9 protein-coding genes and 2 riboswitches are annotated in these 12,550 nt (G+C 36.9%); of the genes, 5 read left to right on the top strand and 4 right to left on the bottom strand.

Going from position 1 to position 12,550, the window contains the following annotated elements; all coding sequences use genetic code 11:
• Positions 1-14 precede the first annotated feature (14 nt).
• Together D2K40_RS14465 and D2K40_RS14460 are read left to right on the top strand one after the other, a co-directional pair.
• The gene (locus tag D2K40_RS14465; protein WP_117157052.1) at positions 15-1,049 is read left to right on the top strand and encodes a 3-oxoacyl-ACP synthase; all 1,035 of its coding nucleotides are present in this window, start codon (positions 15-17) and stop codon (positions 1,047-1,049) included.
• Between the two features lie 14 nt (positions 1,050-1,063).
• Entirely contained in the window at positions 1,064-2,407 is a 1,344-nt protein-coding gene (locus D2K40_RS14460) for an acetyl-CoA hydrolase/transferase family protein (protein WP_117157051.1), read from the top strand.
• Between the two features lie 265 nt (positions 2,408-2,672).
• On the opposite strand, the gene D2K40_RS14455 is transcribed toward D2K40_RS14460, so the two are convergent.
• From D2K40_RS14455 to D2K40_RS14445, 3 genes are all read right to left on the bottom strand, one after another.
• Entirely contained in the window at positions 2,673-4,286 is a 1,614-nt protein-coding gene (locus tag D2K40_RS14455) for a sodium:solute symporter family protein (RefSeq protein WP_117157050.1), read from the bottom strand.
• 1 nt (position 4,287) lies between these two features.
• Positions 4,288-4,755 carry an OsmC family protein gene (locus D2K40_RS14450; RefSeq protein WP_117157049.1) on the bottom strand — a complete coding sequence of 156 codons (468 nt, stop codon included), beginning with the start codon at positions 4,753-4,755 and terminating at the stop codon, positions 4,288-4,290.
• Between the two features lie 113 nt (positions 4,756-4,868).
• A riboswitch (SAM riboswitch) is annotated at positions 4,869-4,985 on the bottom strand.
• An 83-nt stretch (positions 4,986-5,068) separates the two neighbouring features.
• Positions 5,069-5,839, bottom strand: a complete 771-nt coding sequence (locus tag D2K40_RS14445; RefSeq protein WP_117157048.1) for a DUF817 domain-containing protein — start codon at positions 5,837-5,839, stop codon at positions 5,069-5,071.
• A gap of 188 nt (positions 5,840-6,027) precedes the next feature.
• Between D2K40_RS14445 and D2K40_RS14440 the strand changes: the two genes are divergently transcribed.
• Together D2K40_RS14440 and D2K40_RS14435 are read left to right on the top strand one after the other, a co-directional pair.
• Positions 6,028-6,888, top strand: coding sequence for a CAP domain-containing protein (locus D2K40_RS14440; RefSeq protein WP_117157047.1), 861 nt, complete (start codon positions 6,028-6,030; stop codon positions 6,886-6,888).
• 152 nt (positions 6,889-7,040) lie between these two features.
• A riboswitch (cyclic di-GMP riboswitch) is annotated at positions 7,041-7,128 on the top strand.
• 89 nt (positions 7,129-7,217) lie between these two features.
• Complete coding sequence (locus D2K40_RS14435; protein WP_117157046.1) at positions 7,218-9,446, top strand: putative bifunctional diguanylate cyclase/phosphodiesterase; 2,229 nt, start codon at positions 7,218-7,220, stop codon at positions 9,444-9,446.
• A 63-nt stretch (positions 9,447-9,509) separates the two neighbouring features.
• Here D2K40_RS14435 and D2K40_RS14430 read toward each other — a convergent pair whose 3' ends face one another.
• Positions 9,510-11,720, bottom strand: coding sequence for a type IA DNA topoisomerase (locus tag D2K40_RS14430; protein WP_117157045.1), 2,211 nt, complete (start codon positions 11,718-11,720; stop codon positions 9,510-9,512).
• Between the two features lie 216 nt (positions 11,721-11,936).
• On the opposite strand from D2K40_RS14430, the gene D2K40_RS14425 reads away from it, so the two are divergent.
• Positions 11,937-12,386, top strand: coding sequence for a VanZ family protein (locus D2K40_RS14425; RefSeq protein ID WP_117157044.1), 450 nt, complete (start codon positions 11,937-11,939; stop codon positions 12,384-12,386).
• Positions 12,387-12,550 lie beyond the last annotated feature (164 nt).

Here is a 12,550-nt window from a genome sequence, read left to right as displayed (position 1 = left end):
GAGAGGGAGTATAGATGAGTAATAAGCCGACTGTAGGTATTGTTGGAACAGGTGTTTATTTACCGGAAAATAGAATGACTGCTAAGGATATTGCAGATGCAACAAATGGTCTATGGGCAGAAGAAGCAATCGAGTCAAAACTGGGAATCAAACAAAAGCCAGTACCAGGAGAAAATGATGGGACACAGGAGATGGGTGTTCGAGCGGCACTTGATGCATTAGAACAAACAGGGATAGATCCATTGGAAATAGATTTGGTATTAGGTGTTGGAGAAGAGTGGAAGGAATATCCACTAACGACATCAGCCATCTATACCCAAGAAAAAATCGGTGCTGTCAACGCATGGGGATTGGATCTACAACAAAGATGCTGTACAACAGTTTCCGCAATGAAAATAGCAAAGGATATGATGCTTGGAGATGACGAGATTAATACGGTCATGATCGTCGGAGGGTATCGTAACGGTGACTTTGTTGATTATACAGATAAAGCAATGTCGATGATGTACAATTTATCAGCTGGTGGCGGTGCGATAATTTTGAAAAAGAATTATGACAGGAATCTATTGTTAGGAAGCCACATAATGACGGACGGTACGATGGCGCGTGACGCTGGGGTAGAGTATGGGGGAACAGAGAAGCCAATTACAAAAGAAAATCTTGATGAAGCATATAAATCATTACGGTTATTTAATGGAAAACATATGAAAGATCGTTTAAATGAGGTATCAATGGATAATTGGATGCACTGTATTGATCGGGCATTTGAAAAGTCTGGAATTGATAAAAGCGAGCTAAGCTATTTAGGCGTACTTCATTTTAAATATAGCATGCACAAACATATGCTTGACTTACTTGGTTTAACAGAAGAAGAAACCATTTATTTAAGTGATTACGGTCATATGGGACAAATTGATCAAATTTTATCCCTTCATTTAGCTTTGAAGGAAGGTAAGGTAAAGGATGGTACTGTTCTAGCGATGATTTCAGCAGGAATCGGATATGCATGGGCAGCTAATGTTATCAAATGGGGGAAACTGGAAGGCTGAAGGAGGAGATAAACATGAGCGATAGTAAAACAATTGCTTATAAAGGAGAAGCTGTTTATAGAAGTAAATTAGTCTCTGTTGAAGAAGCACTACAGATGATTAAATCCAACGATCATGTTGTGTCTGCATTAGCTGCAGCCGAGCCAAGAGAACTTCTTTCTAAGCTACACACGATTGCAGAAGAGGTGCAGGGTGTCAAAGTTTCTACATGTTTACCAATTTTAGATTATGACTATTTTAGTAAGCCCGGCTATGAAAATAGTTTTTTAATGGAAGGTTGGTTTTATACAGCTACCATGCGGCAGGCACATAAAGATCGTCGTGTGACGTATATCCCGAATCATTTACATTTAGCAGGGACAAAACGACTTGCTCATCGACCTACCAATGTATTTATCGGTACAGCATCACCGATGGATCAACATGGTTATTTATCTCTATCTCTTAGTGCTACCTATGAACGCCAAATGGTAGAGAAAGCTGATATTGTTATTTTAGAAGTAAACCCGAACATGCCTCGGACCTTTGGAGATACGACTGTTCATATCAATGAAATTGACTATATTGTTGAAGCAAACTATGAGGTCCCTGAATTTCCTTCACCAGAACCAACGGAAAAGGACGTAGAAATAGGGAAATATATTGCTAGAGAAATTGAAGATGGTTCCACTATCCAATTAGGAATAGGTGGTATTCCCAACGCAGTTGCTGCACAATTAATGTCTAAGAAAGATCTCGGCATTCACACAGAGATGTTTACAGATGGAATGGTCGACCTATTTAATGCTGGCGTGATCACTGGGAATAAGAAAACACTTTTACCTGGTAGAATGGTAGCCACATTTGCTTTAGGTACCAAAAAGCTTTATGACTTTATTGACAATAATCCTGGAGTAGTGATTAATGATGGTAGTTGGGTGAATGATCCGTATGTGATTAGTCAGAATCATAAAATGGTTTCGATCAACACATCGATTGAGATAGATTTAACCGGACAATGTTGTTCAGAATCTATTGGACACCGTCAATTTAGTGGAACAGGTGGACAGTCGGATACAGCAGTTGGTGCACAAATGTCTCCAGGTGGAAAATCATTTATTGCACTTTACTCAACCGCAAGCGTAAGAGTGAAAGGAACGGATGAGCGCAAAGTTATTTCCAAAATTGTTCCCCAATTAGCAACGGGAGCTGTCGTATCCCTATCACGAAATGATGTGGACTACGTCGTAACAGAATACGGAATAGCCGCATTAAAAGGAACATCGGTAAGAGAAAGAGTAGAACGACTTATCGCCATAGCACACCCAGACTTCAGAGACGAACTCAGAGACCAAGCAAACCAACTACAGATGTGGTAGAGTGCAGAGCGGGGTGCCTGTCACTTCCCGTATTTTGTCGAATGGCTCGGAGTGGGAAAGAATCAAACAAAAGGAGTAATCACCTTCGTGTAATTTAAGGTTTGATTACTCCTTTTTTGCACTGATAGGAAAGTATAAAATTTTAGCATGGGTGAATAGTCAACGTAGTAAAAATTTTTAGGAAATCAGTATAAGTGCAACTAGGCAATCACCGGCGCCGGAAGGTTTGGTGCTAGCCAAGTTTTCTTTATGTGCACCAAATTTTCTAATTAGCAATACGTGCTTGTTTTGCTTCTGCTTGATCCTTCGGTTTAAAAAGAATAATTCCAGATATAAAGAGAGTGAGTACGGTCGCAAAACCAAATAGTCCGGAAAGACCAATAGCATGTAGCGATGTGAAAAAGCTGATCGTAATTACCGCTAATAGTATAGTTGCTCCAATTGAACTAATCGTTTTGATGTTAGCATTGAATATTAACTTCCAAGCGCCATATCCGGATATTAGGGTTACAACAATAAGTGTCACAACATTAGTGGTCATTCCGATCCAAACGGGGTGGACATTTAAGAAGAAGGATGATGGTAACCAGTCGCCTAAATGGTACCATAATAACCCTGATGAGAATCCACTAATTAACGAACTAATTACCGCACTTTTCGTAACAATTGGCCAGAACAATGCAGCAACTACAGGAGCGAATGTGGCTGAGTTTCTAGTAGTCCACGCCAGTACATTCCACCAAGCTGATTGCTCTGTTCGAAGTAAGCCAAAGACAATCATTAGAACTGTTAATAAAAGTAAGGACCATTTTGTATACGAAACTAATTGTTTGTTACTCGCGTTTGGATTAATAGCACTTCCGACATCTTTACCAAGACTCGTTGCACCCGAAAATTGACAAGGTGCGCCCCAGCTTAGTGCGCATGCCCATATTCCTAAGAAAAATAGGCCGACAAAAGGTGCTGGCAGAACTTCCATTAAGTATTGTGGTAAAGCAATCAGTCCTAGTTCGCTTCCAGGAACGACAACAGCTGCCGCTAAACCAAATAAAATGCCGCAAAAGATAAAAGGTATGCCCATAAATGCCGCACCAATCAATCCTTTTCTACCTTCTTCTGGGGTGCGACAAGATAGAGCCATTTGAAAAGCTGCTTGGGCTAAAATCACATTTACTAAAAAGGTACCAAACCAAGCAACAATTACTTGCAACCCAACACTACTAAAATTAAACATTGATGGACTTTCGCTTGCTAACTGTTGGAGTCCAGCTATTCCAGGATTAATGAAAAAGGCGATAGTTCCGATTACTAACATGATTAAGAAGGTAACGCTGTTCATTGTCTGCGTAAATGCAACCGACCACATGCCACCTGCTTGTAAATAAATGAATAATAGTATGGCAGTGAAAGCTACTGAAAAAGATAACGAGATATTTGTAAATACATTAAGTGCGGATGCAAAAGCTATTGCTGTAGCTACTGACCACATTGGAAAAGCAAATGCTGTAATTGCCCCAGAGATTGCCTTTGCTCTTCTGCCATATTTATCACCAATTAGTCCAGATATCGTCACCATCATTTTATTTCGGAATGATTTAATCATTAAAATGGCAATAATTAAAACTTGTACAGTTTCAGCTACGCCATACCAAATGGCAGAAACCCCTGTTAAATAAGAAAGCTCAACAATTGAAATATAGGTTGAACCAGAAAATAAACCAGTGATACAAAAGGCAACAGTCCACCATCTGAAGTTTCGTCCACCAACAAAAAAGTTTTCTCCATTTGATGCCTTTCGTTTAGAGATCTTACCTGCAATGATTAATAGCAATGTATAGATGAGTGCAAAACCTATAGTCCAAACTCCATATGAAGTCATCTTATTCCTCCTCTTCTTTCTTCCAATTTAATTCAATTTCAATTCCAGCATCTTTAAACAGGTTATATGCAGGACATCTTTTTTCTACTTGCTTTTTAACGAGGTTAATAGTTTCAATGCTTTCGTCTGTATCAAATCGGACTGTGTTTATTACGTGTTGAAAGTGTGGGCTGACAGGAGCGGTACCAAGAAATCCTCGCCGATCTATTTCCCCGGTTGTTTCAGCAGTAAATCCATTAAAAGAAAACTTCATTTCCTTGGCTATCATTTCAATCACAATTAAGATACAGCCATTAAAAGAACCTAGTATATATTCCATAGGTGTCGGAGCTTCATTTGTACCTCCCAGTTTTTCAGGTTCATCAATCGTGAAAGTGAAATCTCGCACCTTATTTTCATTTTTAAGTGCACCGATTCGGTTTGAGTAAGCGTGAATCGCTCTAACATGTTTGTTTGCTACTTCTGTCATCTTCATCCTCCTTTAAAAGTTTTAATTGTTTTTTCTTAATAACACAAAAACCCTCTTTTATCTGAATGATAAAAGAGGGTTAGCTGATTTAAATAATATTTAAGCGACATCCCTTCTTATCTTTCAGACTGTTATTGTCTGCTGGATTGGGCACCGTTTTACAAGCTCTACCTTGTAAATGGTTGCCGCGGGATCAAAGGACCAGATTCCTCCCCCGCTCTTGATAAGAATTTATTTAATTGATACTAATCCTATAGGATATGTTTGATAATGTCAAGGTGCCTGTCACCTCCCGCTTTTTGTCGAATACCAGTCACTCCTCTATTCGTGTGCTTTTTACTCGTTTCAATGTTGCGACAATCAGAAAGCTAACAATAACAAGTAACAGCCATGAACTGACTTTGCCTAAATGAACAAGTGACCATGCATCAGCTTGGTTTGGGTATTCCCAGGCACTGAAAAAAGTTGCTATGTTTTCTGCAATCCAAATGAAATAGCCAATCAAGACATAGGATAAAATAAGTGGCATCCTGTATCGTCTCCTACCTACTTTGTAAGTAACCCATGTTTTCCAAAAGATTACTAGCACAAGTCCCCCTAGCCACCATCTAATATCAATCCAAAAGTGATGTGTGAAAAAGTTTAAATAAATAGCTGCTGCAAGTGGTACAACCAATATGTACCTAGGCCAATGGATTAAATGTACATCAAGTCTTCTCCAAGCTTGACATAAATAGCTTGCAACACTGGCATACATAAATCCACTATATAATGGCACGCCAAATATTTTGGAATAACCTTCATCTGGATAAGACCAAGACCCCATATGTACTTTGAACAATTCAAGAGCAAGTCCAATTAGATGAAAGATAGTGATAACTTTTAATTCATCCCGTGTTTCCAACCCTGAACGAACCATCCACCATTGCGTTGCTAGAAAAATAAGTAGCAACCAATCGTAGCGAGGAAGGAATGGAAGACTGATAAGCTCGGTAAGTGCTAATGATACAAAAATAACAACTGGAAATATGCATGATAAAGCTTGTTCCCAACCGAAGCGGAATAACTGTTTTAATGCCCACATAATACAGGGCACCTCAAACTGTTATTTTTATGGATATATCGTGATTTAATTTTTATGCAAATTTGACCAATTAATAATCTCATAGTGTCACTCCAATATGGGCATATTTTCCCGGACTTAAAATACAAGTCAGTATCTAATTATATGTTAGAATAACATATAACTTGCGAGAAACTGGAGTGAATTAGATGAAAAAGAAAGCTTATATAGTTTTTGCTATTTCAATATTAATAGCTTCCGTACTCTTTGTGTCTGGATTGCTAGGACAGGATACGAAAGAGGCAGCTAATACATATGAAAATCATAGTCCTAAACATGTTGATATTAAGGATATAACAATAGATGCTGAAAATATTGTGAGATTTGTAGAAGTAAGAGAAGAAGAGGAAAGATTACTAGAAGAACAAGAGCAGTTACGGTTAGAAGAGGAAAGACTAGAAAAGGAGAGAATCAAAAAAGAAGAGGAATTGCGTTTAGAAGAGGTGAGACGCAAGGAGCAAGAACAAGATCGTATTGAAGAAGAGAAAAGAGCTGAACAAGAACAGTCTGAAATAGATGAAGCAGACAAAAGAGAAGACGAAAAGCAGTCAAATCAGAGCGATGATAACAAAGTAGCTGAAGAAGAAAGTAATCAAACAACCGAAGAAAATCAAGCTGAAATAAACTATCAAGGAATAAGTTCTTTTGAGCGAGATGTTGTTACCTATACAAATGCTGAAAGAGTAAAACATGGGTTGCCAGAATTAAAAATCGATAGCAAATTAAGTGAAGTTGCTTGGTATAAATCAAAAGATATGGAAGTAAACAGTTATTTTTCCCACACTAGTCCAAGATATGGGTCACCATTTGAGATGATGAAAGATTTTGGTGTGAGCTATACAGCAGCCGGTGAAAATATTGCTATGGGTTATCCAGATGCAAAAAGTGTAGTGAACGGATGGATGAATAGTGAAGGACACAGAAAAAATATATTAAATGAAAACTATACCCACATCGGAGTAGGATTCGTACAAAACGGACACTACGCAACACAGATGTTTATGAGATAGATAGGGGGGTGCTTGTCACCTCCCGTTTTTTGTCGAATTTAAAGAAAAGAGATTTTTTTCTCTAAAGTAAGATTTTTTACTAAAATATGCTTATTTTTTTGGTTAAATTTACATTTATCTACACAAAGTATGGTACAATAGAACTATTATTACTATTGAAAAGGCAAACTTACTAAAAAGTGAGGACGCAAAGATACAGGCCTAAGGGTAAATTTTACCTATGGTGGCTGTTCTACCAAGGGATAACAATAACTGATGAATTTAAAAGGTTATTTCCATTGGGAAATAGCCTTTTCTTTGTATATTCTATATAAAGGTGATGAGGCAACATGTGGTCCACTAAACGTAACGCAATCGTTTCTATTTTTGTAATCGCTCTCTTAGTTTATGGTTGTATCTTATTGTTTAAAGATAATGAATTTATACGCTCACTAATAGCTATAGTTGCATTAATTATTGCAGGTTTAGCTAGTTTCATATGGTTGAATAAAGCATATCGTGTCACTATGGATAAGCAAAGGTTTTTTTGGTTGATTTTAAGTATTGGCGTCTTGTTCTATATCGCCTCAAATGCGATATGGTTGTTTACAGTCATTATCCACAGATCGATAGCATATCCAGAAGCTTCTTTTTATGTTTGGTTAATAGCCTATGTTCTCTTTCTAATTGCCTTAATCTACAAAATCAAATTTATCAACACGTCTATTTCTACTAGTAAGTATATTTTTACTATTTTTGTTTTTATGTCTTTTGTAATCTCTATAGTAGTACATTACTTGATTAATCCGATTTTAGTTACTTTTGAAAATTCTACTTTTGTTACGGCTACCGCTTTACTGTATATCGTTATCAGTATAAGTATCTTGTTCGTTATTAGTATTTTATTTCATTTATCACTTTTTAGTAAAGAAAGGGAAGTGATGGTGTTTATTGTTAGTGGTTTCTTTCTGCAAGTTGTTGCTGATAATTATTATGCTTACTTGGTGATTACAGATGGTTATCAACAGGCTGGTTTTGTTGACGTAATCTGGCTGATCGCTTTGTTAATGATCGGTGTTTCAGGTAAGTTTACAAAAACAAACACAGTCGAGTTAGACTGGAAAATCATTAACTATTTCCAAAATAAAGAATCAATGTTTCCCTATGTTATCATAATTAGTTTAATACTATTAGTCTCTTATAGTTATGAATGGGATTTTAATGCCCTTAGCATTGGGTTAATCGTTGTCTTTTTAATGGTTATTGTTCGTCAATTAGTTGTTATGGGAAAAAATAAAAAGTTGGCCAGTGAATATATGTATTTGGCTTATCACGATTCATTAACAGGATTAAAGAATCGTACTGCATTTATTAATGAATTAATACATATCATGCATAAAGCAAAAATAGCAGAGCACCCGGTCGCCTTGTTAATGATGGACCTTGATCGATTTAAGGATATAAATGATACGCTTGGTCATCATATCGGTGATTGTGTATTAAAAGAAGCGGCAATAAGATTAAAAAAGAATTTAAATAATAATGCAAAAGTTTATAGGATTGGTGGAGATGAGTTTGTAATTGTTTTACCAGGCAGCTCAAAAACGGATTGTATCGATGCTGCGAATACTATATTAGATATGTTTCATCAGCCCTTTTTTATTGGATATCATGAAATTTCTGTTACACCTAGTATCGGTATTAGCATGTATCCAACGGATGGATTAGATTATCAAGAATTGCTCAAATATGCAGATGCAGCAATGTATGTAGCAAAGGAGAAGGGAGATAGATATCACTTATTCGATGCGGATTTAAATATATCTATCACACGTAAAATGACAATTGAAGTGGAGTTAAGAAAAGCAATAGATAAAAATCAATTTGTGCTTTTTTATCAACCTAAAATAAATTTAAATACAGGGGCAATGATCGGTTTTGAGGCGCTCTTACGCTGGAATCATCCACAACTTGGTTCTGTGTCACCGGAAGAATTTATTCCAATCGCCGAAGAAACTGGACAGATTAATACTATTGGTGAATGGGTAATAAGGACAGCCTGTATAGAGAATAAGGATTGGCAAGATAAAGATTTCTCGGACCTAAGTGTTTCCGTCAATGTATATGCTAAGCAGTTTGAACAGGGGAATTTTGTTGCTAAACTTGAAAGCATATTAAAAGAAACAGGATTTAGCGCTCAATTTTTGGAGTTAGAAATAACAGAGAGTATTATGCAGGATACATGCGACTTACTCGAAGTATTAAAAGGAATTGGAGAACTCGGAGTAAAGACAACAATCGATGACTTTGGTACAGGTCAATCTTCTTTGCATATTTTAAAAGAATTACCTGTGAATACAATTAAAATAGATAAGTCCTTTATTGACCATATTGAGAATATGAGAAATATGTCCATTATAAAAACAATGATCGATATGGGAAACAATTTAAATTTAGAAGTCGTAGCTAAAGGAATAGAAACAGAAGAGCAATTAAAAGCTCTAGTTAACCTAGGATGTGAATATGGGCAAGGTTATTTGTTTTCTAAACCTGAACCGATAACCTCTCAGTTCGAATAAAATTGGGCGGTGCCTGTCACCACCCGTTTTTTGTCGAATCCGACGGCCAGTACCACCCGACTTTTAATTTGCTTTTTTAGTAGATGCCTGCCCGTTATCAAATTCCATTTTCCAACTGAAGTACTTGTTATCTGGATTTTTCTGATAGCGCAGGTAGGCATTGAACTTTTTCCCGTTTTTACTTGTTAAACCTTTAACGTATACAACACCTTTGGTTAACAGTGTTTTTACCATTGTTTTTGTTATCCTTTTTTTCAATGTTGCTAGGAATTTGTCATTCTTCCATAACACAAAGGAACAGCCACTTTTCCAATTGCTGCAGCCAAATCCTTTTGCTCCCTCTATTACGCTATGCCCACACTCAGGACATTTTCCAAGTGATTCTTTTGAGGTTGTCGTCTTTGTACTGCTTGGTGTTCGGGAAGTAGCTGTATTTCGAATCGTTATCGCTTCTGCCTCTTTTATCGTTGCAACAGCTTTCGTCGTAAATCCAAATACTTCATTTAAAAAGTCCTGCTTGCTAATCTTCCTTTTCTCCATATCAAATAACGATTTTTCTAAACGACCGGTAAATTCCAGGTCAAATAATTGCGTGATGGGAAAGGATTCTACTAGTTTTTTTCCTAATGGGGTGCAGGTCAGATTTTTTTGTTCGGTAGTAATATAGCCAACATCCTTTAGCTTCTTAATAGTGTCTGCACGAGTTGCCGCTGTGCCGATGCTAAACCCTTGTAAAATTGCACCCATGAACGCTTCACTCGTCTCACTTTCATCGTCTTTGTATGTTTTACCGCATGATTCCATTACGCGTAGCAGTGTTCGCTCGGTATGTTTTTTAGGCGGTTTAGTCGTGTGAGTTGAAAGTTCTGAATCTATTAGTTGAACAGTGGTATTGGCTTCTATCAATGGTAAGAGGGTATCTTTAGATTGAATTTTTTCTACTTTTTTCCAACCTTCTACAATTTGAACTTTTCCTTTTGTCTGAAAATAGCCTTTTAAAGTGACCTGATCTAATTCTGTCCGAATTGTTGTCTCTTCGTATTGGGCAGCCGGCATAAATTGGCTGATGAATCTATTTTTAATTGCTGTGTAAACAAGCTGTTCATCACTCGTAAGACGCTTGGGAATGAGATAGGTTGGTATAATCGCGCTATGAGACTCTACTTTTGCGTTATTAAACACACGTTTACCTTTGTGAAATTTAACCTCATCTTTATAAGGTAAATCAGAGACGTGAGCTTCAAGTACCTTTGCAGTTTTTCCAACAAGACTTTCTTCCAAAGCGGTACTGGACGTTCTTGGATAGGTGATGAATTTCTTTTCATAAAGTGACTGTGCTACTTTTAACACTTTATCCGATGTCCAGCCTTTATGTTTGTTCGTTATAAACCCTTGCAAGTTTGATAGATTAAATAAAAATGGTGGATATTCTGTTTTTCGTTCCACTTGTTTGTCTGTAACTGTTGCCGTTTGATTGGCAATTTGCTTTTGTACCTCTTCTAGTTGCGCTCTGTCTTTAAATTTAGCGTTTTTCTCTGTGTATGTACCTTGGTAGGTGTTCTTATCAGCTGTTTCAAAAGTAGCATTTAATTTAAAATAATCTTCTGGTTTAAATTGTGCAATTTCGGTATCACGGTCATAAATGATTTTTAGTGTTGGTAAAAGAACCCGGCCGATATTTAGTACCTTGCCTCTCCCTTTTTGAAATTTGAGGGTTGCTACCGATGTTAAATTAATGCCTATTACCCAATCGGTCCATTGGCGACTGATTCCAGCATTTAGTAATGGCTTCATTTCTTCATTTGGTTTTAGATTTTCCATCCCACGCAGTATTTCTCTTGGTGTCCATTCATTTAACAACAAGCGATAGACATTCTTTTTTGTTTTACTATTATAGATGATACTATCTCCAATAAGTTGTCCCTCACGATCGTAATCACAAGCGGAAACAATTGCATCAACATCTTTTCGTCGGATAAGGGAATGAATGATCTTTAATTGCTTCTGAGCACCAGCATCACGTTGTTTTCGGTTGCGAGGGTTGCTTTTAACTTTGTATTGAAACGAAGTTGGGATAAAAGGGAAATTATCCATTTTCCATCGAGCCATTTTTGTATCATAGTCTTTCGCATCATATAACTCTAGCAAATGACCAAATGCCCAAGAGATTAGATAGCCATTGCCTTCAAAGTAGCCATCTTTTTTCTCTTTTACCTTTAAGGCATCAGCAATGTTTTTTGCAACAGAGGGTTTTTCAGCAATAAATAGTTTCATAGAAGAGCTCCAATCGTTAAGGGATTTTTTTGGTGGGGATAAAGAAGTAAATCTATTATAACATATGGGGCGTGCCTGTCACTTCCCGTTTCATGTCGAATCGTTAGTTGGATACTATGTCTATGATTCGCCAGCCATGGTTAAACTTGACTTAAAGAGGGTGTTAAAAGTTTCTGATTTGCGGCGTTTTGAACACGTACTTAAAGGATGGTGACAATGGAACTTAATTATGACGTTATGTTTGGTATGGATAAACAGATGCATCTTATTAGTTATGGTGTTATTTCATTAGTGGTAGGAATATTTATTGTGCTTCTCTCGCAGGAACAAACTGTCAAACAAAGAATTAGCGTTGCTTGGGTTGTATTAGTGACGGTTGGAACTGTAGAAGAATATCGTCAATATATGACACCACATAGAAGTGCGGAGTTTCTAGATGCTATTGCAAATTTGTTTGGAGTAACAATAGGATTAGTGGTGCCATTGCTTATTTTTTGCATGATTAAATACCGCAATCATTTTGTTTTTAAGCTATTTGCTATATATAGTATTGTGTTAATCCCTCTGTTTCTCGGTTTGATTTATTTTAATGAGCGGCCTTTTGTCATTTTGGAAGAACCAACAAGAGAGAATTTGCGTAATCTCCTTGCAATGGTTGGATTGTAGAGGTGCCTGTCAAATCACGTTCGACAAAAAACGGGAAGTGACAGCGTATAATGGTAAATAAGTCAACTCTCATTTGCACCTAAAAAAGACCGACCTTAATTAAAACTCTTAAAATCATTTTTTAAAAAGTTCATCTATCACAGAACCTTATAATGGAGCTCTTC

The organism is Paraliobacillus quinghaiensis (genome assembly GCF_003426025.1).
Taxonomy (GTDB): Bacteria; Bacillota; Bacilli; order Bacillales; family Amphibacillaceae; genus Paraliobacillus_A; species Paraliobacillus_A quinghaiensis.
Note: the sequence above shows the minus strand (reverse complement) of the source record. Positions and strands in the feature narration are given on the sequence as shown.